Consider the following 23,762-nt stretch of genomic DNA (forward strand, 5'->3'; position numbering starts at 1 on the left):
TCCTCACCCCCAATATTGATTTACCACAAGCATAAACTACAAATGTTACACAAATGTCCGAGGTACCTTTGATTTCGACAGAAAAACAGGCTGAATTGTTACAACGCTCGGACATTTCAAAAATTTCTTTGAGAAATGGCGAAAAAAGCGGGGCAGCATACGCCGCCCCGCCAATCTCAAAAGGTCATTCCATCGTCTTAATGCGGTCTACAAGAGATTGCTTATGGCAATAGCGAATGGCTAAAGTCGAATATATCAATGCAATTACTACGAGGACTGCAAAAAATAGAAGCACTTGCAAGAATGGGAAAGTATAATGCAATTTTCCGAACACTCCAACTTGATTAAATATCTGGCATAGAATATAACCTGCTGCTGTGCCGAAAATAAATGTTATTGCCATTGTCCCAAACACATAATACAAACATTCCATTCTCAACATCTTATATAATTGCTTATTTGATAGACCAATAGATTGCAATACGCCAAATTCTTGTTGTCTGGATACAAGGTTCGTCATCAAGGTATTGCAAAGGTTGATAATACCGAAAATTGCAATAAAAACAATTAACCCGTAGATCGGAATCTGATACCCTGTCATGTGCATTTTTATGGAAGATAGTGCGTCATCAAAGCTATTAAATTGAATATCAGGATTGTCACCGATTGCATTTAAGACAACATTTTCTGCCGCAGGAAGCTGGTTTACATCTGCATTTATAACAAATTCAGTATTAAAATTCTTCTTCTTTGGATATATCTCGGATAGTACATTTTCCGGGACAAAGAAATATGTTCCGTTGTAGTCCGTATCGCTCATATCAATAGTTCCGACGACAGATAATTCGATTTTCTTTCCAGAAGCAGATACTATTGTTACCACATCTCCTAAAGCAACACTATAATCTTCCCATGACTTTAGCATACCGGCTGTGTCATCAATTAAGATACCATTTTTCCCGACAAGTTCTTGGTAGCTTATTTCCTCTGATAGTAGGTTATTCGATAAGCCGGAAAATTCATCGTCCGACAATCCTATAATTTCACGGAACGAGGACGGTTCTTTTTTATCTGGAAGCAAAATGTCTGCGGAACATCCCTTTATAGATTTAACATCTGTGATATATGGAGAATCTGTCAAAAGATTCATCATGCTATCGTCCAGTGGATTATCTTTCAAGGAATTGCCGCTATATTCATCGGAAAGTGTAATCAAAAATTCCTTATCACCAAATGACTGTCGGGCCATATCTTCTTCATCAATAGAAGCCAGAAATGTTGCTGCACTCATCAGCAAAATTCCTGAAAATCCCAATGATATTAAAGTCAAAATCACTTTTTTGTGGTTTCGCATAAAACCGATTTTAGCCAAATTTTCAGGAGTTAGTTTTCTCCTTAATTTTTTGGTGTTTAACTTTTCGTTTTCAGTTGTCGTTGATATGCGTACAGCTTCAATGGGAGAAATGCTTGCTGCAATTTTAATCGGCTTGCGAATTGATAGAACAACCGATAATTCAGTCAATATGGAGATAACAACGATAATTGCCAATGTATTAAGCCAATTCCAGCCTTTGGGTACAAGCACATATCCTATTAAGCAGCCAACTACAATCCCTAATGGAATTGAAGTGCGGGATAATTGCCAGCTTTCTCTTTTTACCATGCGTTTAATCTGTTTTTGGGTCATGCCAATTACCCTTAAACGGCCATATTCTTTGACTTTCCCAACGACTGAAATATAAAATAGGCTGTATATAACGGTGGAGCAGGCAATCACAATTAGAATACTAATTGCCGCTACGCCCAGCATATCTCGGCTTGAGTTATCAACACTATCAAAGTAAGACGAACTATAAGCGATCTGTTCTTCTCTGATTCCATAAGGGGTCAAACAGGATTTAATCAAATTTTTCAATTCGTCCTCTTTGAATGATCCGCTTCCCATTATCCGTAGTGTAGCATTATAAGGGATGTGATCTTGAAAATACGATTGCAGAAAAGAATCAGATACCAATACTTGATATCGCCTATTTGCACCATCGTCATGTAAAAGACCGCATACAGTGAAATTTGCATTTTTCCCATTTTGCAACGGTAATTCGATTTCTTGGTTCAATTCAACAGGGCGGCCAATATGTTTCAAATAGGCTTCTGAAACTGCAACTTCATTTTCCTTATCAGGTAAGTTCCCAACAAATTCTGTGGAATACAAATACAGATTATTCCTGTCCCGAAAATTAACATTCAATGTATAATCATCAACACGGAAACTATCAACTAAAGCCTCTGTTCCTACCATTTCAATGTTAGAATCTTGCCTTAAATCATTGATTGTTTCCAAATCCACATCAATAACTGCCGCTTGGTAGCGCCCCTGTAAGAATGTTTTCAATTCATGTGATTTTCCAAATGTATAGAGCGCAAGAACGGTCATAAGGCAAGCAGCAAAAGCAATCGTTACAATAATAAAGATGTTTCTTCGCTTATCTGCTTTAATGCTTCTGTTTGCCAGCTTCTTTGTAATGGCGCTGGTATCATTTTCAAAAGGCCATGTCATAGCTTGCCACCTCCTTACTCCACAATCTTGCCGTCCTCAATGCGGACAATCCGATCTGCAAGGCGGGCAATGTCGTTGTTGTGGGTAATCATCACGACAGTTTGCCGGAACTCCGCACTGGTACGCTTGATAAGTCCCAGCACCTCGGCGCTGGTCTTGCTGTCAAGGTTGCCGGTCGGCTCGTCGGCCAGTACAATAGCCGGTTTGGTAATCAAGGCGCGTGCGATCGCCACACGCTGCTGCTGTCCGCCGGAGAGATTGTTCGGCATATTTTTCAGTTTATCTTCCAGTCCCAGCAGGTGAACAATCTCGTCCAAAAACTTCTGATCCACCGTATCCCCGTCCAGCTCCACCGGCAGGACGATATTCTCATACACATTCAGGATGGGAACAAGGTTATAGTTCTGGAAGATAAAACCGATGTTGCGGCGGCGGAAGATGGTAAGCTGTTCGTCGTTCTTCTTTGCCAGTTCTTCGCCTCGGACAATCACGGTTCCGCTGGTGGGATTGTCCAGCCCGCCCATCATGTGAAGCAGGGTGGACTTGCCGCTACCGGAGGTTCCCACAACAGCCACAAACTCGCCGTCCTCCACAGAGAAGTTCACGCCGTCAAGGGCGCGGGTGATGTTCGGCTCTGTGCCGTAATACTTTTTCAGATCAATCGTCTGCAAAACGCTCATACTCAAAACTCCTTTCAAGGCTTTCTGCCTGTTGATAAGGCTATTGTAAAACCCAAATGTCCGCGAAATGTTACAGCGGCCAAAAAAATTCATTGAAAATCGGGGTGAAATGTTACAACGCTCGGACATTTCAAAAAATTTACGGCGGGCAGCCGGGAATGGCCGTCCGCCGCGTTCTATTTTGTAGGCAGCATAATGGAAAATTCCGAACCCCTGCCCGGCTCCGAAACCACTTTGATATAGCCGCCCTGCCGCGTTACGATCTCGCGGGCCAGATACAGACCAATGCCCACGCCCTGCTGTTCGTGTACTTCTTCCTCACGATAGAAGCGCCGGAAGATGGCAGCCTGATTGCTTTCGGAAATGCCCTTGCCGGTGTCGGTTACTTTGATCTCCACATACATTTCCCACAGCACCACCGACACAGAGATTTTCCCGCCTGCCGGGGTGTACTTCACCGCATTGTCCAGCAGGTTAAAGAGGGCTTCCGATGTCCACTTGCTGTCATGGGAAACGGTCAAATCCTCCGGGCAGTCCACGGACACGGCGATTTCCTTTTTCTCCGCCGCATACACGATCCCACTCATGGCCTGCGCCACAGTATCAAAAAGACGGCCCAGCTTCTTATCCAACTGGATCACGCCTGTTTCCAGTCGGGAGGTTTTCACAAGGGCCTGAAAGAGAAAGTCCAGCTTATCCGTCTGGCTGCGGATTCCCCGGATAAAGTCGGTGCGCTCCGCCTCGGTCATAGGCTTTTCCAGCAGGGTGTCCGTCGCCATTTTCAGATTGCTTACCGGCGTTTTCACCTGATGGGAAATATCCGATACAAGGGTCTGCAACTCCTGCCGTTCCTCGTCCACCCGGCGGCGGTTCTCCTGCATGATCTGGTAGAGCCTTGCCAGCCGGTGTCCGATTCTGGCAAGCTGGGTTTCGCTGTCCTCCGGGCGCTGGGGTGCTTCATTCCCGGCGATCATGTGGTCTAAGGTCTGGCACAGGTCAGCGGTAAACTGCGACAGCCGCTTTCCAAACGCCTGTGTCAGTACAAAAATCCCCACAAGGGCGCACAGCAGCAGCGCCCCGCCCGTCAGCAGCACCGCAATCTGTTTTGTCACAAGAAACAGGACTATGGTGATCCCGGACATGGAGAGGACAAGTCCCATTGCCACCCAGCCAAACAGCCGCTTTACCGAAAGGTTCTGAAACTTCATTTTGCCTCGCCTCCCGTCCATTGATAGCCCATGCCGTAAACGGTCTTGATGTAGGGCGCACCGCCGTCGGCTTCAATCTTGCTGCGAATCCGGCTGATGGAGGTTGTCAGGGTGTGTTCGTCCACAAACCTTTCGTCTATATCCCACAGCTTTTCCAAAAGCTGCCCACGGGTCAGCACTTGCCGGGGATTTTTACGGAACAGGTTCAGCATTTTGTATTCCATCGGGGATAGGGTCAGGGGCTTGCCGTTTAAGGAAGCTGTCTGCTCGGAGAAGTCCAGAAACAGCCGCCCGTCGTCGTAAATGTCCTTGGCCGGTTTGTGGTGTTCCAGCATGGCGAACATGGCTTTGATTTTTCGCTGCAAGGCCCCGATCACAAAGGGCTTTGTGATGTAGTCCACCGCGCCCACCTCATAGCCCCGTATCTGGTCGCTCTCCTGATCGTTGGCGGTCAGGAAAATCACGATGGTGTCCGGGTGCTGGGGCTTTATCAGTTTGCACAGCTCAAAACCATTTCCATCCGGCAGGTTGATGTCCAGCAGCACCAAATCAAATTCCCGCTGGCGGATGGCGTCGGCTGCGGTTCTGGCATTTAGGGCAGAAGTCACGCCGTAGCCGTCCGCGGTCAGGTTATAGGCCAACATCTTATTCAAAAAACTGTCGTCCTCGACAATTAAAATCTGCTTCATATCCTCACTTCCTTTGCTTTTTGCAGATAGTATAACAGGCAAATGTCCGCGAAATGTTACAGCGGACGGATTTTTTCAAAAAATCTATCAGCAAAATATAGCTCTATTAAAAAGCAGCACCAAAGAAGATATTTTCATATTCCTCCCGGTGCTGTTTATATATTATTTCAGCTCATCCTTATTATCTTCTTGTTTCTTTTTATCCCGATATTTCCGTATGAGTTTATTACGGATGGGAACGCCAACACCAATCAAAAGCACAACTGCCAAAATTGTGAAATCCATACAATCACCTCACATTTCTTTGTTCTTCATAATCCGAATGGACAAGAAGATTGAAACCGCATACATCACGACAATAGCAAAAACCACAAGCAAAATAAGAAGTATCGGAGACGATTCAACGACTGAAATAATTGAGTTCCCGATAGCTGGCATTTTAGAGAGAAGAAGTAAAGTAACCAAAAAACCGGCCACTGGAATATACATAAATACCCGTCCTTTGATTGAACCGTACTTGTAATATCCCGGAATCTGGAACACAGTATAGAGTGCAAATAAGAATACTCCTGCAATAGCGGCGGTCACAATGTCAAATGCGCCAACTGTTTCACCCAGCACTTTCAAGACAAGCGGCTGTGCAATCAAAGAAATAATCAGGGAAAGAAGCCCCATTGCAAGGACAAAAACATAGCGTCCGATCACAAGCTCGCTTTTACGAACAGGTAAAATACCAAACAGACGATCCATGCTGTTTTTTTCTGTGATGGAAAAGGTATATCCCGTCGTCATGGCAATAAAGCACATAGCAAATGATACCCCTGTCAGCAAAGAACGATTGATTGCGGCAAACACAATCGGCAGGAGCAGGGTAAAGCAAATCGTCTTAAAATATGGTTTTACCAATGCAATATCTAATTTTGTGGATTTCAAAAAATTACTCATAATCGTCACCTTTCTTGCTTGTAAACACTACAATTTCATCAATGGTGGCAGGATCAACGGTCAGGTTAGGGAAACCGCTAATATCTTCGGTTTTCATCAGAGCCTCAAATCCCGTAGGGAATGTACGAATACCAGCCGCCTTATTTTTCAGATCATCGGACAGTTCCTCAATTCCACCTTTTACAATGCGGAACATATCTACAAAATCATCTTTGCTGCCAGTAAAGTACAGCTCGCCATAACTGATGTAGGTAATATAATCGGCTGCACGCTCCAAATCGCCTGTGATATGGGTGGAGAACAAAACACTATGCTCGCCATCTTCAATATACTCTGAAAGAATTTTCAAAAGTTCATCTCTGGAAACCGGATCAAGTCCACTGGTCGGCTCGTCGAGGATCAGCAGTTTGGCGTCGTATGAAAACGCACAGGCAAGCATTAACTTCATCTGCATACCTTTGGAAAGTTCTTTTACCTTTTTGGTTGGTGCAATGTGAAATTTCCGTAACATATCCGCAAATTTCTGGCTGTCCCAATTTGGATAAAATACCGAAATGGATTTTTCAACCTGCGACACTTTCCAATCATCACTGAAATAATTTGTATCGAAAACAACGCCCAGCTCTGATTTTACTTTTTGTTCTTCTGCGATATTATCCAGCCCCATCACTTTGACTGTGCCGCCGGTGCGCTTGAGCATATTCAAAATCAGTTTGATTGTCGTTGTTTTGCCAGAACCATTCGGGCCGATCAAGCCCATAATATATCCCTTTGGCAAAGTAAAGCTGATATTGTGAAGCTGAAAAGAATCAAAAGATTTTGAAAGATTCGTTACCTCTAAATAATTAGTCATCTGTTTTTACCTCCGTTAAAATGTCCAAAAGGCGATGTAATTCCTCTGTGGATAGATTTGCCATTCTTGCAGCTTTTATTGCTTCGGTAAGATTGTTTTCTACTTTGCAAATAAGCTGCTCCTTAATCAGTTCTGAACCAGACCCCATTACGAAACATCCACGCCCCTGCACATTTTTAACAAAGCCCTCTTGCTCTAATTCTGTGTATGCCTTTGTCACTGTTAAGACGCTGATCTTTAAGTCTTTGGCAAGTGTTCTAAGGGAGGGCAAAGTTTCTTCGGCTTGAAGTTCGCCCGATAAAATAGCCGCCTTGATCTGCTGTTTAATCTGCTCGTATATGGGGACGCCAGATACATTTGAAATAATCAGTTTCATTGCTGCATCCTCCGTGTGTTTTAACTGTTATGCTGTTGTGTATAACAGTATAACACAAGTGAGGATAAGATGTCAATACATGGGGCTAAACTACTGGCAAGCAATGCAATCTTACGTAAGATTGCGTATTTAGCAGAAATCCCGTTCCCGGAATTCCTGCTAAATGCTTGTTGGTGACATATCCCCAAACCCCTGAAATCATTGCCGGTGGCAATGGCTGCGCATTCCGTTGGAACGCTGAAAGCGAAAAGCAGACAAACCTTATTGACGGGATTTTTCTGTGCTGCGCTGCGGTTGTGGCGGGGAAGAAATCTCCAATAGATATTCCACATTGGCCCGAACATTATGAAGTTCTTTCATATCATTTTTGGCCTGCTTATAGGCAGAATAGGCTTTCCGTTTTTGTTCCAGAAGGTCGGTGTATTCCTCCCGGAGAGATTTGACAGAGGGGAGCTTTTTGATTCCCAACTCGTCAAAATGATTCTTTGCCGCCTGGTGCAACAAAATTTCAGCCTCATGTGCTGTTCGGAATTTTTTGCTGTACCCGGCTTTGCGATATTCTACATAGACAGCCCTCGTTTTCGCATAGTTTACGATCTGCTTTTGCAGCTCGGCATTGGCATTCATTCTTGACTCCAAATCTTTAATCTGAACGGATAAGGTATTGAAATTAGTGGTAGCGGCGTTGGCTTTTTCCAGAAGATCCTCATAACCCATATCGCCATGTTCTTTTAAGTAGAGCACTGCCTGAGAAAGCTGTTTTAAGTTGAACACTTTTGCCCAACGCTCATAACCGGGACCTTTGCCGGAACGGATCGCAGCTTCAATATCAACCAGCAATCCAACTTTGGAAACCGGTTTTTTTGAAGAAGCATGGCGGAATTTTACTGTCCGTGTACCAGCAATCCGTTCTTTGATGGCCTGTTCTGTATAATCGCCTTTGAGCGTATCACATCGGGTATAATTTTCCTGTCCCGGAATTCGGAAGCGAAAATGTTTTCTTTCACGGTTAACTTCAATCCCGGCAGCTTCCAGCTTCTTTAGAAGTTCCTCAAAATCTTTTGGCTTTTCCTCTAATGCAGCATCAATAGCAATGCGTATCTGTTCCTGAAAGGATGGCTGCTTTTTATTTCCCAGCCATGTGCCATAATGCTCCCGGCTGGGTTTCGGATTTTCTACAATCGAAAGTCCATGCTCTAAACACAGCTTGTCATTCATTCGCCGGATTGCCCAGGTAGAGCCCCAGAAGTTGCGAAATTTTTTCTGACAGTCCAGTGTAGTAGAGTTGATAATGATGTGATTATGGACATGGTGCTTATCTACATGGGTGCAGACGACAAAGGCATGGTTTCCTTTTGTGAGCTTCAGCGCCAGCTCCCTGCCGATCTGATTGGCTTCTTCCGGCGTAACTTCGCCGGGCTTAAATGCCTGACGGAGATGGTAGGCGATCACATCGTCCGCACCCTGGTTTCTGCCGGTCAGATTTGCATACTGTCGTTTGGAAAGAAGAAACTCTGCATCAGCAAGCCGGGTATCACACTCATAGCCATAAATGAATTTTCCAAAATCGGTTTTCTGCGGATTTTCTACATAATCAATAATATCTGCAATCGCAGTAGAGATATTCCGACCTTTTCCTACATGCAGAGGCATCAGTCTTGTGGTCGCTATTTTCGTCACCCCCCTTAACTTAATTCCAATCAAAGAAGTTATAATTGCAGAAAAAGAGCGGGGCTTCCTATGCGCCCCGCCAAATCTGCTTAACCAAATATAAAATCCTTTAAGGCACTGTTTGCCCCACCAATGATTCCTACCAGCCATGCAGCCGCCAGAGGCAGACCATATGGACTGATAAGAAAGGCGATCATAAGCCATGCAAGACCCGGCAAAAATCCTGCGACAAAGAACAGCACCAATGCCGCCAGAAAGATGATCCCGGAAAGAATCCCAAGTACCGCACCGGAAAGAACCACTAAAAATTTACATACCAGATAAAGAATCCCCGTAACCAGCATAAAGGGAAGTGCCAGTAATTTACCTATCAAACGCATACGCTTTGCCTCCTTTCAGAAGGGCATCTGCCCTTATAAAAATTTTACCGTGACGGCAAAAAGAAAGCAACGGCTTTCCGGCTGTTTATGAAATGTTTGCAAATCCCCTGATCAGTTTATCCATGCCATCTTAAAGGCTATTTAAACAATCGAAAAAAAAGTGTTATAGATAAAATTGGCTTATTATATTCTATATTTCCGATTTTTCCATCTATTTTCTTTAGTAATTCTTTTACAATATACAATCCCAAACCGGAACCACCTTTGGTGCGTGATTTATCAACGGTGTAAAACTTGCTGAATAATAAATTTATATCCATCTCATCAAGGGATTGCGTTGAATTTTTAATCATGAACACGCCTTCCTGGTTAATGGACACTTCAATATAGTTATCAGAATAACGGATTGCATTTGTAATTAGATTTTCAATAATACGTTTACAAATAAGGTTATTGCCATATATCCACACCGGAGATTTTTCTGTTTGAATAATCGGCTGGATTTCCCCAAATTCATAATACTTTTCAATTAAGCAATCTGTAACAATTCTATTTATATCAACCTTCTCACATTCAACATCAAACTGCTCATTTTCCACCACAGATAAATCATAAAATTCTTGCACCAGATCTGTGAGATAATCTGTTTTTGCTTTAATGATTTCAATATATTGGTCTTGCTCCTGTTTATCTTCACATTCTTGTAAAAGTGTTAGATAACCCTGTATAGATGTTAATGGGGTTCTTAGATCATGGCTTATATTAGATATAGATTGCTTTAACTGATCTTCTTCTTGCTTAATTTGAACTTGCAGTTTCTTATGCAGGGTATCTTTTTGATTGATCGCATAAGCTAACTCTTCAATATCTCTATTTGATAAAGATACTCTTATTTTTCGTTTTTCCTTTATCTGCTTATTTATATTGCGAATTGTTCTAGTAATAGAAAAAAGGGAACATGCTAATATGAATATAGAACATATCAATAAAAAATAGAACATATCCGCATTTCCCCTTTCTGTTGTAATTAGTGTATTTCTTGTTTTCTCAATATCAATGCTGACACCAGGAATGTAATAATTACAGTTCCTACAAAATAAAGTAAGATATTGATTTCCAAATGATTTACCATATTATAAGAACACGTATTCATCCAATAATACATCGGATTGATTTTTAAGTACGTTAGAACTCGCCACGATTGAGCAGACATATTATCCCATGTCATCATATAAATAAGAGGTCCGCTAAAAGTAAATAATGACATAGTTCCTACCACAATAGCTGTATGCTTAAATATCACACACAGCATGAGTGTAATACCGATAAAGGCTCCCATAACCATGCAATTTAGCCCTGCAATTTTCAACATTGGAAGTAATTGTATCGGCACATTGTATTTTGTACATTCAATTATAAATGCAACCATAATAAATGAAAAATATAAAATGATGCTGGTAACAGTAATCACGATATACTTTGCAATAAAGAATTTTAGTCGGCTTTGTCCACTTGCAATCGCAATTTTAATCGTTGAATCTGTATATTCTCTGGAAAAGAAAACAACAGAAAATATAAGAACAATCAGCCAGAAAAATACCGTATAAGACGTGGCAGTCCTTATAATTTCTTCAATCATTGGATGTACCTGATCACTATATGCACGAGCAAGAAATCCTACGGTTTCTCCTATCTTCCATGTTTCATCTACGCTGGAACTAGATACTACAAATTGTTGCTGACCTCCTATGGAAAAGATACCAAAAACAGCTAAAATCAATGCAAATGTTAGATATAACGCCTTTGTATGAAATAATTTATAAAATTCTGCCCGTATTTGATTATACATTTTTTCTACCCCCTATTAGATTTTCAAAGTATGTTTCCAAATCTTCTCCCTGAACAGAGATTTCATCAATGATGATTTCATTGTCGGTTAGTAATTTGGAAATCATTCTTACATTATCTAAACAATCATAAATCCGAATAGAATTGTCTGGATAAACGGAATAGTTTTTAATATTAGCTTTTTGTTCTAATATGAGAGTGGTTTTCTGTATATTATCTGTTTTCAAACAAATATACCGTTTACATTCTTCATTCAATTTTTCAGCAGAAATTTGTTTTAAAAGTTCTCCCTTATGAAGAAAGCCATAACAAGTGGCGAGCTGGTGCAATTCGCTTAATATATGGCTGGATATTAAAATGGTGGTTTCCCGTTCTTTCACTAATTTTTTAAGAAGTTCCCGTAATTCGATAATTCCCGTAGGATCAAGTCCATTGACAGGTTCATCCAATATTAAAAATTCTGGCTCACCTAATAATGCAACGCCCAGTGCAAGCCGCTGTTTCATCCCTAATGAAAAATGCGCTACTCTTTTTTTACCTGCGTTCGATAAGCCAATCAATTCTAAAGTATCAGCAATGCAGCTTTTATTCGGAATACCTCTCTGTATTCTTTGCACTTCCAGATTTTGTGAAGCAGTCATATCTTTATATAGTGCCGGCATTTCAATCGTACACCCGATTTTTAATCGTTCGTATTGCAGATTATCATTATGCCCAAATAGAATAATTTCTCCTTCACTTTTAAAATTAAGACCTGTCAATAATCTGATTAGCGTTGTTTTTCCTGCTCCATTTTCGCCCACAAGTCCATATATTTCGCCTTTTGGAATAGTTAAGTTTACATTTTTTAAAGCATAGAAATCTTTATATTTTTTGCTCAGGTTTTTTGTTTCGCATATAAATTTTGTCATCCTAAACAACTCCTTTCCATGCCACTATATATGATAACTCTAAAGAAAATCTAAAGATTATTTCATTTTATATCCAATCCCCCAAATAGTTTGTATATAATCTTCATTTGTAATTGATTTAATTTTCTTACGAATATGACTAATATGAGTATTGATTGTATCGTCATCATACGCATAAGGTTCATTCCAAATGGATTCATATAAATTTTGTTTTGAAAATATTTTCTGTGGGTATTGCAATAGCAATTCTAAAATGCTCAATTCTGTTGATGTAAATGGTACTAATACTCCGTTTATATAAACCAAAGAGTTATTGATCTTTATATTTTTGTATATCAAAGTATTATTATTTTGATAAGGATTATCGACAGTCCGTTTTAAATTTGCCTCAATACGTGCAAGAAGCTCATACAAATCAAATGGTTTTGTCATGTAGTCATCTGCCCCTATTTTTAATAATTCTATTTTGGTCTGAACCATTGTTTTTGCTGATACAACAATAACAGGAGCGTTTGTAAATTTTCGCAATTTCTGTAATACATCATCCCCATTCAGCCCTGGCAACATAATGTCAAGTATTATCAAGTCCGGAACAAAAGATTTGCACAAATTTATTCCTTCTATACCATTTAAAGCATATTGAACACTATATTTATTATTTTCCAAGAATTTTTTAATCATATTGCAAATATCTATATCATCTTCAATAATAACAATTTTACACATTTTTATTTACCTCCATGCCAAATTATTTTATCATAGGAACTTATCGTTATCCACATAATAATATCGTCGATAAAAAACTGTTAAGAATAAATGAACCCATATCAAGATGCCATTTCAAAATTAGTTTAATATTATGAAAGATTTGCAAATCCCCGGATCAGTTTGTCCATGCCATCCCAAAGGCTGTCCAGACGGGTGCGGATGTCATCTATATCTGCGGCATAAATATTGCCGGTCTCATTGGCCCGTCTGGTATATTGGTTTAAGTTATTGGAACAAATGCGGAGAAGCCGGATCATTTCCTGAATATCTCCCATATCAAGGTGAATGATGTAACCGTCTACGGCCATCTTTCGCAGATATGCCGACAGGTTGGTAATGCCAAGTTCCGCCATGCGTTCTTTTACCAGTTCGGCCTCCGGTTCGGACATGACAAATTCGACGCGGACGGATTTTTTGTTATGCCCGCCCTTCATCGTTCCAACCCTCTTTTATGAGATGAGACCTCCTGTGTTGAAACCACCGTCTTTGCTCTTTTGAGTTTTTCCCGCAGGGTGGTCTTTTCCAGCTTATCAAGATATTCCTCCAGATTTCCGGCTGTCGCATGATAGCTGCGTTTGAAGCGTTCCCGTTTTAGAATCATCATCAGCTCCGGCTCATTTTCCGGCAGATAAGTCATTGTTTTAGGGGCTCCATGCTCTGGCATAAACCGGTTCATAAGCTGTCTCCGTTCCTGATAGGGAATCGTGATAACATTTCCATCCGCAAATGCAACGGCTACATTTCCGATTGGACAGGTCAGCTTTTTCATCCGTTCCACATGTTCTCTATAATTTAGCGGATAGAGATTGCCAAATATTTTTCCGTCCCTGACTTCTTTCAAAGAGATGGCATAAGCCAAAACGGGATCATTTGTCTGTTCCTGGTAAAACCGCCACACTTTATTTTCATGGCTTCCATCCAGATAAACTTCCCGTTCGCGCAGGGTATAGGTTCCGCAAGGGCGTGACATCCAAAGAAGCTGTTTATCCTCTGAACGGTCTGACACAGCCAGTTTTGAAATCAGTTCCTTATCCAGGTCAAAGTCCTCTTTATAATGTTGGGTATGAAGATCTACGATACGGGAAAGAGCACCCAAAAGATCTACATCCTCAAATCTTACCCCGGCCATCAGCGTTCCCTTTCCGGCACAGGAGGGATCATCTGCCTTGCTTCATGCTCCGGTTTGTCTGCTTTCAAACGGTCCATCAAAGACGGCTTTGCTTCCGGCACCAGCTCCCGGATTTCTTCATCCGTCTGTCCGTCTGTCAGATCCGGGCGCACAGGAGGTTCGTTGTTCAGCCTGCCATCCAGCATATTGTAGTTCCCGGTTTGTCCTTCCTCATAAAGTTCCGCATTGCGAAGATAACTTTCCGGCGCCTGAAACGGCTGTCCGGCAAACAGAATTTCTCTTTGGGTGGTAAACTGTGCAAGGACCCCATTTTGCAGTCTCGCAAATTCTTCATACTGGCGCAAGGTAAGCCCTCGTTCCAACATTTCCGTCTGGGTATGCGCCCAGCCTTCTCCATAAAGAAAATAATACATATCGGGCTGATCACAGACAAAACACAGGGAACCGTCCTGATTGTCATAGTAAGATGGCTGCATATCCTGGTAATGGCAACGTTCCTCACGGCCCAAATACACACGGTTGTCCGCACCCAGCATAGCGACCATACCCGCGTAATTACTATGGACCGCAGAGCGGATTTCTACCAGCGGATCTGTTTGAGAAGGGATCTGTCTGCCCGGAATCTCGTTTTGTTTTTCCGCTGCATCATTTCTTGGTATTACTTCTTCATGGCTGCGCGCATCCAGTTCCGGTTGAGATGTTCCTTTCCGAACAGCGCCGGGTTCCGGTTCTTTTTCTTTCACATAGTATCGGACATTTGCTGTCGTATGCTCGTTGGCTTCCTTTGCATAGTTTTCAGCGTCGGCTTTGCTATCAAACTCCAACGGTTTTCCATTTTCCTTGCACCAGCTTTGTGCCGGTCCGAAAATAGAAGTGCTGCTTCGTACTGCCCATACACCATAGGTCCGTTTCCTTTCCATTTCGCATCCCTCCTTATCGTTCCTGCTGTTTGGAAGTTTGTTGCTTTTTTACTGGGTCTGCCGGTTTTGTTGCCTTTAGCTGCTGACGGAGAGAATTCTTATGCTCCGGTTCGGAATCTGTGATGTTGACATATTCGCCAATGATACAGAGCGCTTCTCCATAACTGCCGGAAGCAAATACCCGGTCAGACATTTCTTTTGCCTGTTCTTTTAGACCATGCTCCCGCAAAGTACGGGAAGCAATACCAAGCAGATTAAAAATGTTCCCATCTGCTCCGATCAGAGGGCAGTCCGGTTTATCTGCCAATGGTTCCGGTGTTTCTATAAATCCGCCTAAATAATTCGGCACAAAGTCCGACAGCCATGTGCCGCCATAGACTTCATGGGTCTGTAAACGCCACAGGGCAAGTTTCCCTATATCCAGTTTCACATCATCAAAAGGGTAAAGCAGACAGGTCAGTTCTCCGTGCTGAAAAGCAAACACATTTTCAAACTGGCTGCCATCTTTCAATATGCCTGCATTTGTCAGCATTTCGTTGATCCCGTCCACCCATTCTGTCAGATCTCCGCCGCAGCCCTGTAAAATCAGTCCTTCCTTATCCGGCATACGGCGAAGATCCTCTGCAGTAATCGTGTTGATATTCAAAAAATCGCCTCCTATCGTTTTTGTTAAAATATAAGTTTTGTCCGCAACTTAACCTCATTTCAAAGCACCGGAGTATTCTTATACAGCTCCCTTAAAAACAGATGCGAATAGCCATTGAAAATCAAGGACTTTTGGGGCTAAGTTGCGGACATATCATGGTTGGTTTTGCCGCTGCCGGCGTTTGCGTTTCCGCTCGGATTTCCGTCTTGCATAGACCCGGCAGGCATCGGAGCAATATGCCTGGCTGGTTATAGGAAGATATGATTTTCCACACACAGAGCATATTTTCTGTCTCATGGAGGTGTCCTCGCCGGTAATGGCTGATTCCAGTGCTGCATCCACCGGCAACACCGCTTTTTCAAAGTACCGGCAATAAGCACCGGTCCACCATTTATTCAGCATGTAGCAAGGGCTGTCCAGGGGAAGGCAGATCTTATCCTGAGAGTCATAGTTGGCGCAAAGCTCTGTAACCAGCTTTCGGATTGCAGACTGCTCCGAGCGTTTTAATTCCCTCTCTGCCATAATGCCTACCTTTCCGGGTCACTGCTTTGTCTGCCGCCGGAAATTCCGGTTGCATCAGTAACATTCCTGGACTGTGAAAGGGCATCGGCGATAGAGTTCCGCTTTTTCTGTTTTGGTTCATGGTAAATAAAAAGTTCGTTTTTTCCCGGTACATACAACAAGCCATTTTCTTCGCAGCGGAAAATATCACATTCTTTGTCTGTTGAAACGGTATAAAAGTCTTTGTAATCATAAGGTGCTTTTTGCCGATCCTGATAGGTACACAGCCCTAAGTTGGGGTCACTTGCCAGCCGTTTCGATATGGCGAAAAAGTCGCCTTCTTTTTTGTGAAATTTTCGTATGGGCGTGAAGTGATAACCGCCATATTCAAAGGTTTTTCGATCGCTCATTTACGCCTGCCTTTCTTTACTGGAAATTCCAGCTTGAAATTCACATATTTACCGCCGGTATCATCCAGAATCACTTCCGCATCATAGGTCTTTCCTGTTTTTTCACTGTAAAGCCCGGACATAGAAATACGGCCCTCTTTCAAAAGAGCCGCTGCCACAGACTTTGTGATGGATTTTTTCTTGCTGGAAAAGAAACGGTTATCTTTCCAAAGAGCAAAAGAACATTCCCTGTTGTCGCAGAAAAAACCTTTCTTTCCTTCATATACCGGGGCTCCGCAGCGAGGACATACCCCTACGGCTTCATGTGCAGTTCCTCTGGAAGAAGGAAACAGATCCGCAAAACGTTCTTCCGGGGTAGTATGTTCTTTTACCAGCGTCCGGCTCATATCTGCAATCTGATCCATAAAAGATGTTGCCGACAGTTCGCCATGTTCCACTTGTTTCAGCATGGATTCCCATTCTGCAGTTAAGATGGGAGATTTGATATTGTCCGGCAGGACTGCGATCAGGTTCTTTCCTTTTTCCGTAGGAATGAGCTGCTTTTTCTTTCGCTGTACAAATCCGGCAGAAACCAGCTTTTCCAGTGTTGCCGCACGGGTAGCCGGAGTACCCAATCCTTTACGCTCGGCATCTTCCGGCATATCTTCCGCACCGGCAGTCTCCATAGCGGACAGCAGTGTGTCCTCCGTATAGTGTTTCGGCGGTGAAGTTTTCCCTTCACGGAGACTTGCTGATACAGCTTCAAAAGTCTGTCCTTCCTGCAGCACAGGGAGAGCGACAGCTTCATTTTCTTTGTGTTCCGTTTCACTCTGCCTGATACTCATACGGTGAATCCGTTCCACCTCTTTCCAGCCGGACTGTAAAATAGTCTTTCCTTTTGCCGTAAAAGTATATCCCTGGCAGTCCAATATAGCGGTGACCGCTTCAAATCGGTGTACCTGCGTTGTGGCACAAAGCAGTCTGACGGCAAGCAGGGTAAGCACATCCCGCTCCCCGGAAGGAAGCTCCGACAGGTCTGTCCGTGCAATCTCCACAGTTGGGATGATGGCATGGTGGTCGGTCACTTTGCTGTCGTCTGTTACCCGGTCAATGTCCGGCTCTCCGGCGCAGCCTTTTCCAAAGGGCATATTGTCACGCAGCCATAGGATCAGGGAAGCGGCGGTTGCCTGCATGTCCTTCGTCAAATACTGGCTGTCCGTTCTCGGATAGGTTGCCAGCTTCTTTTCATAGAGAGATTGCACATAATCAAGGGTCTGTTGAGCCGTATAGCCATAAATACGGTTACATTCCCTTTGCAGAGTTGTAAGGTCATAAAGGCGGGGAGGCTGTATAGTTTTTACCTGCTTTTCCGCAGAACGCACAAAAGCGGAGTTGTGGTCACAGTCCATACGGATTTTTTCAGCCTCGGATCGTTCCGTCATTTTTTCGCCGGAAGCAGTAAAACCTCCGCAGGTGATTTCCGGCACATAAAAAGGCTTGCTGATGAAGGATTCAATATCCGACTCACGCTGTACCAAAAGTGCCAGCGTCGGTGACATAACACGGCCGACATTTAGTGTGACACCATACAGGACAGAAAAAAGCCGGGTGGCATTGATCCCGATCAGCCAGTCGGCTCCTGCCCGGCATACTGCCGCATCATAGAGTTTATCGTAATCACTGCCGGGACGGAGATGGTCAAAACCCTCACGGATCGCCGCATCCTCCATACTGGAAATCCAAAGGCGTTCCATAGGCTTATTACATCCGGCATATTCATAGACCAGACGGAAGATCAGTTCTCCTTCACGCCCGGCATCCGTAGCGCATACCACAGAATCAACCCGTTTGTCCTTCATCAGCCGGCACAAAAGGGCAAGCTGCTTTTTCTTATCCTTTGGAACTTCATATTTCCAGTTTTCCGGTAGGATCGGAAGGTCCTCATACCGCCATTTGGCGTACTGTTCTTTGTAAGCCTCCGGCTGTGCCAGTTCCAAAAGATGTCCCACGCACCAGCTCACCAGATAACCGGAACCTTCGAGATAACCGTCTTTTCTTTCCGTTGCGCCTAATACTGCTGCCAGTGACATAGCAACAGAGGGCTTTTCTGCAATCACAAGTTTCAATTTTTATTCCTCCTTCATAGTTTCAAATTCTTTATCCGCAAGTTTTCCGGTTTGCATAAGACACATCAACATAACGCCGGAAGCCATTCCTCCGGCAAAGGTAAGGAAATGTGAAATCAGGTTCCACATAAGCATTCCTCCTAAAAATGGGTAAAGAAAAACGCCCACTTCAAAGTGAGCGCATCAACAGGTATCTATTTTGTTTTTGGTTTCAAGTGATCCGGCAGGACGATCTCTCCAACCGGGATTTCCCGCAGTTCCTTTTTCATCCGATGGGTGAAGCGGATCGTCTTTGCCGTACCGCCGGTTTCCCGTCCGTCATATACAGCGATCACTCGGTCGGAGTGCTCCACCATATAGCGGTTTCTGTGGGAGTAGACGCTTGGGAGATATTTTTCCTGTATGACAACAACATCCGCACAAGCCTCCAGCAGTTCACGGGTTCTTGTTTTCTTATTCAGGCTGTCCAGACGTTTGCGGTAAGGGATCACTGCGATCAGCTCCAGCGCCGGATTAGTCTGCTTTCTTTCCAACACCAGCTCTGCAAAATACTGATCCACGCCATCTGCAAAGCCACTCATAAAACAGGTAAATCCATCTGTAACGGCAGCATCGATCTCATGTTCCAAAGCGGCTTTTATTTTGTTGATCTCATTCTGCGGCAAATCCCTGTGTCCGGTAACACAGCAAGTCTTTCCTTTCATCGGTCATCCCTCCATCTGATAGGTAAATTTCTTCACTTTTCACATAGTAATAGATTTTATTTAGCAAGTCAACGATAATACCCTTTTTCTCTTTGCGGATAATAAAGGGGTGTAAGGTACAATCTATTACAGAATGGGAGGTGAAGGCGATGTATGAAGATTTTGTCCCGGAACGATTAGCGAAGCTGCGGACACAGAAAGGAGTTTCCGCACGCGATATGTCTTTATCGTTAGGTCAGGCAAACAACTACATCAATAATATTGAGAATAAAAAGTCACTTCCCGCTATGCAGTCTTTTTTCTACATCTGCGAATATCTGGGTGTGACTCCGCAGGAATTCTTTGACGAAGGAAATACTTACCCGGAAACCTTGAAGGAATTCATTGCAGAGGCAAGACAGCTTGATCCTCAATCCATGCAATATATCCTTGGTATTATGAAAGAACTCAATAGCAGAAAGTAGGCGGTCACGGTAATGGCCGCTTTTTTCGTGACTTTCTTTATTATATTTTATAATGTTCTCGAAATGTCCGCTCCCTATACCGATAAGTATTCAAAAACTGTTCCCCAAACAGCCTTTTTCTATTCGCCGGTACTGCCAAAGCTGCCGGTTCCTCGCTCTGTTCCCAGATCTGTTACAAAATCCGCAATGACAGTCGGCGTGATCACAAGCTGCCCGATACGGGCTCCCTTAAAAAGAGACTGCGCCTGATTGCTTACATTGCTGATGATCGCATGGATCTCTCCTCGGTAGCCGGAATCCACAGGCGGCAGTTCACAGACCAGACCTTTTACCGCCATACTGGTACGGGGAAAGATATATCCCGCATACCCATCCGGTATTTCCAGTCCAAAGCCAAGAGGAATTTTGGCGATTTCTCCGGGCTGTAAGGTGCAGTCATAGGGCAGATAAACATCTGCTCCGGCATCATTGCCATGAGGACGGTAAGGACGCTGGTGCTCCGGCACGCCAAAATCGATTAGTTTTATTTTCATCGGCAGCCTCCTTCCCAAAGAGCGGGATAGTCTTTTTCTAAAATATCCTCTGGCGTCATATCTGCCTGCAGTTTTCGCCCGCAGGTCATTTTCCCTTCCAGACATCGATCCAACTGACAGAAAGGCCCGGTCAGTGACGGGGCAAATAAGGCAGGGCTTAGGTCATAAAGTTCTTTCCAGACCTTTAACAGCACGATCCTTGTTTCATCTGTATTTCTTCGGCATACCCGCTGGCCGATGATATGTTTCCACTGATAAGGGGTGGCGCTGATGAGCAGTACATTCCGTAATCCCTGGGGCGTGGCATAGCCGGCCGCATCGTGCCCGCTTCCGGCAGTGCACAGGGCTTCATAACATTTCATGCTTTCATTACAACTTTTTAAGTACAGCTCCCGTACCACAGCCGGAGCCGTCATAATAGAATACGGGACAGCGAAATCCGCCTGTCCCGTATAGTTGCTGTACTGCAGCGATGCACTCATAAATTTTACTTCGTTCTGGTGGCGGGTGATCTGCGCCAGAAAACGCCTGCTGGCGCCGACAATGGCTACCGTGATCACCGCAAATTTCTGGATGGTAGGATGGGGAAGCGCCCCCATAGCTGCTACTGTCTGAACGCTGAATGATTTTTCGTAGAGCTCCATCAGGTCGTCCATTGAGGCAATCTTATGTCCCTGCTGGGTAAGTCTTGCCGCAAAGACCATGTTTTTTTCTGCTTCCGCTACCGCCTGGCAGTTCAAAATTTTTACTTCAATCTGTTTAATTGGTATGTCCCTCCTTTACAATCGCTTTCAGTAAGAACAGATAGTTAAGACTGTCTGTGATCTTTTCGTCCCATGTGTCCATCGGATAAACTGTTTCCTCGGCAAAGCACATATCGTATAGAGAAACAATATGCTTTGCCAGCATACCGGCAAGGGCACGCTGGGGCGTTGTGTGCTGTAAAGTTGCCGCTGCCTTAAATGCACCCAGCCGGTCCGGATCATCCCCGGTGTATTCTTTGGTTTTCCGTTTCAAGGTATCAGCACAGAGCCGCACCTGTTCGTCAAAAACGGCATTGACTTCATTTTGCGTAATATAGCATCCCTCCTTTGAAAACAAGAAACCGGCTATTCTAAAGCATCTTAGAATAACCGGCAAATAAATGGATATGTAATTGTTATAGTGTATTGATCTCTTTTTCCAGTTCCCGGACCGCTGCTATGACTGTCTCAAATGTCGGAACATCCCCATACAACATATCCTGCATAGAGTTATAGTCCGCTTCCAATGCTGCAAACCGATATTCCGGCGGGAGTAATTTTAATGTGCCCGGCACAGCCTCCGGGTACTTCGCCCATGCTCTGGGATAGAATTTCATTTTGAAATCTACAACTTTCTTCAGGAGGTCAAGCCTGGAAAAAGCAGCTTCTTTGACCGGTGTTGCAGCCATGCGGTAGAGATCATAATAATGTCTGGAATACCGCTGCGGCATTTCCAAATGTTCCGGTCTGTTCGCTTCATGGTGCAGGATTGTGGCTTTTTCCCAGAAGGTCCGTTCCGGGGCAACGGTAAGGATTGCGGTTTCTTTTTGCTCAAAAATCTTCGGATAATATTTTGCCGCGTATGGTTCGATCTGCGCTGTTTTTGCAGGAGTCCACGCTGCCAGCGCACCAATCTCTAAACGGATCACCTGTAAGGTCGCCGTATTTGTAAAAAGGTGCGGATAGGCGAAAATGACCGTCTGTTTATCCTTTTCATCTATGTAGACATTTGCTTCACAACCGATTTCCTGGGATAAGCCGGCTTTGACTGCCGGGCAGAATGTTTCGGACAGAAATACTTCCGCACGCGCATTGGCTTCTTTGTTAAAAGCATCCTGTTTTGTATTGGAACGTTTCTCCCATGGTTCATCTTTGCCATATCCCAATACACGCCAGTCCAGAATCAAATCAATATCTTCTGAAAACCGGCTGATCAGGTGAAAGGCTTTTGAAAGGCTGGTACCACCCTTAAAGGTGATGGACTCTTTCCATAGTGAGCGGTGAAATAAATAATCCAGCGTAAAACATACCCAAAAGTCTTTTTCCACGATGGCATCATTCAGCCCCATTTTATCTGCTGTATTTCTGAACAGCTCCCTGCGGTCGTTATCTGAAAGTCTTGCTATATTTCTCATTGTACCTTTTCACCTCCACAAATCTGCCGTATCGTATCGTAAACCCAATCCGTAGACTCTGTTGCTTCTTTCAAACAAGCCTGTTTATCCTTGTCTGTCAGTTTTTCGGAAAGCATCTGTATGACTTCTGGCGTAATATTCGATCTGCCAAGCGTTTTTAATGCCTGTATAACCAAACTTGTCATATAGGACAATCCGGTAATCTCTTTATTGGTCCGGTGCTTAAATTCCAGCTTTGTAGAGTTCCACTCGTAGGTCTTATATGGACCATCGCTGATATAGGACCATACTGCTGTTACCTGTGTTGAAAGACCTAACAGGTTCAATGCTGTATTCCCACATGGAGCAATCGTCCAGTGATAACTTCGTGCCAATGCGTTCGCCACTGCTTCCGGGTCTGCCGCCACATATTCATCCAGAAGTTTGCTATATTTTGGTTTTTCATAAACACCATTAAGAATCCGGCGCAATATTCCATCTTGAATAAGCCGATATAAAGCGGAGCGCACTGTATTTGTGTCTGCAATATCCGCAAAATCAGAAGTTGAAAAAACACTTCCTTCCTCCGCAGATAAAATCCTTTCACGAATTTCCTGCATATATCCTTTTGCCACTGATTTGCACCTCCTTTGCAACGAATATTATATACTATCCGTTGCATTTTTTCAATCATCTGAGGCTCCTATTTTTTAGTGTTCCCAAAAAAGAAGCCTCTGATACACAATAACAGAAGCAAAAGGTATTTGATTTGCAACAAATTTTATATATTTTCCGTTGCATTTTAAGCACTCGGCAGGTAGATCCAGTCGTGCATCAGGCACACGCTGGGTTCATCCTCCCTGGGAACCAGACGGTAGGTACATTCCCCATAGACCGTGCGTTTATCCTCGATCTCCATGCCATAGGCTTTATAAAAGCGGTATTCCAGATTGGAGATAATACAGCGCAGGGTTTGCAGAGCCTCCCTCTGAGCTGATACAATCAGGTCACGGTCAATGCTGCGCTTCAAAAACAGCAGCGATTTGTAAAGCTGTACCTCTGTGCGGTAAGGGCGGCAATCTTTCGTTTCCAGCCATCCGCAAAAAGCGACCGGTCCGCTCTGGATCACACTGCGGTCCGGGTGATAATACTCATAGCAGTCCAGGTTTGCCGTATTCAGAAGATAGAGCATTTCCCGGACTTCATTTTCCGGCATGTCGTAAAACCGCAAAAGCGAGCGGTAAAGATGGACATAGCCGGGAATGGAAATCATGGTATTTACCATAAAATAAAATCCTCCTTGTAAACAGCAGGTGCGGGAGCTTTT

Annotated in this window: 30 protein-coding genes; 1 reads left to right on the plus strand and 29 read right to left on the minus strand. The window is 43.7% G+C overall.

Features of this window, described 5'->3' with window-relative positions:
* Positions 1-184: 184 nt before the first annotated feature.
* The 23 genes from BQ5364_RS11415 to BQ5364_RS11515 form a co-directional block, all read right to left on the minus strand.
* Complete coding sequence (locus tag BQ5364_RS11415; RefSeq protein WP_071144302.1) at positions 185-2,557, minus strand: ABC transporter permease; 2,373 nt, start codon at positions 2,555-2,557, stop codon at positions 185-187.
* 14 nt (positions 2,558-2,571) lie between these two features.
* A complete protein-coding gene (locus BQ5364_RS11420; RefSeq protein WP_071144303.1) occupies positions 2,572-3,237 on the minus strand; it encodes an ABC transporter ATP-binding protein in 666 nt (221 codons plus the stop codon).
* 176 nt (positions 3,238-3,413) lie between these two features.
* On the minus strand, positions 3,414-4,445 hold the full coding sequence (locus BQ5364_RS11425; protein WP_004611601.1) for a sensor histidine kinase: 1,032 nt from the start codon (positions 4,443-4,445) through the stop codon (positions 3,414-3,416).
* Positions 4,442-5,134 carry a response regulator transcription factor gene (locus tag BQ5364_RS11430; protein WP_021632060.1) on the minus strand — a complete coding sequence of 231 codons (693 nt, stop codon included), beginning with the start codon at positions 5,132-5,134 and terminating at the stop codon, positions 4,442-4,444. The genes BQ5364_RS11425 and BQ5364_RS11430 overlap by 4 nt, the downstream gene beginning before the upstream one ends.
* Positions 5,135-5,296: 162 nt before the next feature.
* A complete protein-coding gene (locus BQ5364_RS18465; RefSeq protein WP_004611599.1) occupies positions 5,297-5,419 on the minus strand; it encodes a hypothetical protein in 123 nt (40 codons plus the stop codon).
* A gap of 9 nt (positions 5,420-5,428) precedes the next feature.
* Positions 5,429-6,079 carry an ABC-2 transporter permease gene (locus BQ5364_RS11435; RefSeq protein WP_071144304.1) on the minus strand — a complete coding sequence of 217 codons (651 nt, stop codon included), beginning with the start codon at positions 6,077-6,079 and terminating at the stop codon, positions 5,429-5,431.
* Entirely contained in the window at positions 6,072-6,932 is an 861-nt protein-coding gene (locus tag BQ5364_RS11440) for an ABC transporter ATP-binding protein (protein ID WP_004611597.1), read from the minus strand. The genes BQ5364_RS11435 and BQ5364_RS11440 overlap by 8 nt, the downstream gene beginning before the upstream one ends.
* The gene (locus tag BQ5364_RS11445) at positions 6,925-7,308 is read right to left on the minus strand and encodes a GntR family transcriptional regulator (protein WP_002578893.1); all 384 of its coding nucleotides are present in this window, start codon (positions 7,306-7,308) and stop codon (positions 6,925-6,927) included. The genes BQ5364_RS11440 and BQ5364_RS11445 overlap by 8 nt, the downstream gene beginning before the upstream one ends.
* 261 nt (positions 7,309-7,569) lie before the next feature.
* Positions 7,570-8,979, minus strand: coding sequence for a relaxase/mobilization nuclease domain-containing protein (locus tag BQ5364_RS11450; protein ID WP_067538181.1), 1,410 nt, complete (start codon positions 8,977-8,979; stop codon positions 7,570-7,572).
* An 89-nt stretch (positions 8,980-9,068) separates the two neighbouring features.
* The gene (locus BQ5364_RS11455; RefSeq protein ID WP_005361132.1) at positions 9,069-9,359 is read right to left on the minus strand and encodes a CD1845 family protein; all 291 of its coding nucleotides are present in this window, start codon (positions 9,357-9,359) and stop codon (positions 9,069-9,071) included.
* A gap of 137 nt (positions 9,360-9,496) precedes the next feature.
* On the minus strand, positions 9,497-10,360 hold the full coding sequence (locus tag BQ5364_RS11460) for a sensor histidine kinase (protein ID WP_064786730.1): 864 nt from the start codon (positions 10,358-10,360) through the stop codon (positions 9,497-9,499).
* Positions 10,361-10,386: 26 nt separating this feature from the next.
* A complete protein-coding gene (locus BQ5364_RS11465) occupies positions 10,387-11,208 on the minus strand; it encodes an ABC transporter permease (RefSeq protein WP_015542937.1) in 822 nt (273 codons plus the stop codon).
* Positions 11,201-12,118: an ABC transporter ATP-binding protein gene (locus BQ5364_RS11470; protein WP_071144305.1), complete on the minus strand. Its 918-nt coding sequence runs from the start codon at positions 12,116-12,118 to the stop codon at positions 11,201-11,203. Before BQ5364_RS11470 ends, BQ5364_RS11465 begins: the two co-directional genes overlap by 8 nt.
* Before the next feature lie 57 nt (positions 12,119-12,175).
* Positions 12,176-12,844, minus strand: coding sequence for a response regulator transcription factor (locus BQ5364_RS11475; protein ID WP_015542939.1), 669 nt, complete (start codon positions 12,842-12,844; stop codon positions 12,176-12,178).
* 131 nt (positions 12,845-12,975) lie between these two features.
* Positions 12,976-13,320, minus strand: a complete 345-nt coding sequence (locus BQ5364_RS11480) for a plasmid mobilization protein (RefSeq protein ID WP_067536905.1) — start codon at positions 13,318-13,320, stop codon at positions 12,976-12,978.
* On the minus strand, positions 13,317-14,015 hold the full coding sequence (locus BQ5364_RS11485; RefSeq protein WP_015542941.1) for a hypothetical protein: 699 nt from the start codon (positions 14,013-14,015) through the stop codon (positions 13,317-13,319). Before BQ5364_RS11485 ends, BQ5364_RS11480 begins: the two co-directional genes overlap by 4 nt.
* Positions 14,015-14,935 carry a DUF4316 domain-containing protein gene (locus BQ5364_RS11490; protein ID WP_064785837.1) on the minus strand — a complete coding sequence of 307 codons (921 nt, stop codon included), beginning with the start codon at positions 14,933-14,935 and terminating at the stop codon, positions 14,015-14,017. The genes BQ5364_RS11485 and BQ5364_RS11490 overlap by 1 nt, the downstream gene beginning before the upstream one ends.
* Positions 14,936-14,948: 13 nt before the next feature.
* A complete protein-coding gene (locus BQ5364_RS11495; RefSeq protein WP_442871277.1) occupies positions 14,949-15,542 on the minus strand; it encodes a hypothetical protein in 594 nt (197 codons plus the stop codon).
* Between the two features lie 192 nt (positions 15,543-15,734).
* Positions 15,735-16,103: a cysteine-rich VLP protein gene (locus BQ5364_RS11500; RefSeq protein ID WP_015542943.1), complete on the minus strand. Its 369-nt coding sequence runs from the start codon at positions 16,101-16,103 to the stop codon at positions 15,735-15,737.
* 5 nt (positions 16,104-16,108) lie between these two features.
* The gene (locus BQ5364_RS11505) at positions 16,109-16,492 is read right to left on the minus strand and encodes a hypothetical protein (RefSeq protein ID WP_071144306.1); all 384 of its coding nucleotides are present in this window, start codon (positions 16,490-16,492) and stop codon (positions 16,109-16,111) included.
* Entirely contained in the window at positions 16,489-18,597 is a 2,109-nt protein-coding gene (locus tag BQ5364_RS11510; RefSeq protein WP_071144307.1) for a DNA topoisomerase 3, read from the minus strand. The genes BQ5364_RS11505 and BQ5364_RS11510 overlap by 4 nt, the downstream gene beginning before the upstream one ends.
* 3 nt (positions 18,598-18,600) lie before the next feature.
* Complete coding sequence (locus BQ5364_RS17480; protein WP_081017347.1) at positions 18,601-18,726, minus strand: DUF3789 domain-containing protein; 126 nt, start codon at positions 18,724-18,726, stop codon at positions 18,601-18,603.
* A 65-nt stretch (positions 18,727-18,791) separates the two neighbouring features.
* On the minus strand, positions 18,792-19,301 hold the full coding sequence (locus tag BQ5364_RS11515) for an SLOG family protein (protein ID WP_055158503.1): 510 nt from the start codon (positions 19,299-19,301) through the stop codon (positions 18,792-18,794).
* Positions 19,302-19,450: 149 nt separating this feature from the next.
* Between BQ5364_RS11515 and BQ5364_RS11520 the strand changes: the two genes are divergently transcribed.
* Positions 19,451-19,765, plus strand: a complete 315-nt coding sequence (locus BQ5364_RS11520; protein WP_005361112.1) for a helix-turn-helix domain-containing protein — start codon at positions 19,451-19,453, stop codon at positions 19,763-19,765.
* Between the two features lie 119 nt (positions 19,766-19,884).
* Here the strand turns inward: BQ5364_RS11520 and BQ5364_RS11525 are convergent, their stop codons facing one another.
* The 6 genes from BQ5364_RS11525 to BQ5364_RS11550 all read right to left on the minus strand — a co-directional run bounded on the left by BQ5364_RS11525 (position 19,885) and on the right by BQ5364_RS11550 (position 23,720).
* Complete coding sequence (locus BQ5364_RS11525; protein ID WP_055158506.1) at positions 19,885-20,298, minus strand: dUTP diphosphatase; 414 nt, start codon at positions 20,296-20,298, stop codon at positions 19,885-19,887.
* Positions 20,295-21,062, minus strand: coding sequence for an FAD-dependent thymidylate synthase (locus tag BQ5364_RS11530; protein WP_268874330.1), 768 nt, complete (start codon positions 21,060-21,062; stop codon positions 20,295-20,297). Before BQ5364_RS11530 ends, BQ5364_RS11525 begins: the two co-directional genes overlap by 4 nt.
* Positions 21,058-21,375 (minus strand): hypothetical protein, encoded by a 318-nt coding sequence (locus BQ5364_RS11535; protein WP_055158538.1) that lies wholly within the window; start codon positions 21,373-21,375, stop codon positions 21,058-21,060. Before BQ5364_RS11535 ends, BQ5364_RS11530 begins: the two co-directional genes overlap by 5 nt.
* A gap of 82 nt (positions 21,376-21,457) precedes the next feature.
* Positions 21,458-22,456, minus strand: a complete 999-nt coding sequence (locus tag BQ5364_RS11540) for a nucleotidyl transferase AbiEii/AbiGii toxin family protein (RefSeq protein ID WP_071144308.1) — start codon at positions 22,454-22,456, stop codon at positions 21,458-21,460.
* Positions 22,453-23,055 (minus strand): DUF6088 family protein, encoded by a 603-nt coding sequence (locus BQ5364_RS11545; protein WP_055157009.1) that lies wholly within the window; start codon positions 23,053-23,055, stop codon positions 22,453-22,455. The genes BQ5364_RS11540 and BQ5364_RS11545 overlap by 4 nt, the downstream gene beginning before the upstream one ends.
* 182 nt (positions 23,056-23,237) lie before the next feature.
* Complete coding sequence (locus tag BQ5364_RS11550) at positions 23,238-23,720, minus strand: hypothetical protein (protein WP_071144309.1); 483 nt, start codon at positions 23,718-23,720, stop codon at positions 23,238-23,240.
* Between the last annotated feature and the right edge of the window lie 42 nt (positions 23,721-23,762).

Origin of the sequence: Coprococcus phoceensis, from assembly GCF_900104635.1 — a bacterium.
In the GTDB taxonomy this organism is placed as follows: Bacteria; Bacillota; Clostridia; order Lachnospirales; family Lachnospiraceae; genus Faecalimonas; species Faecalimonas phoceensis.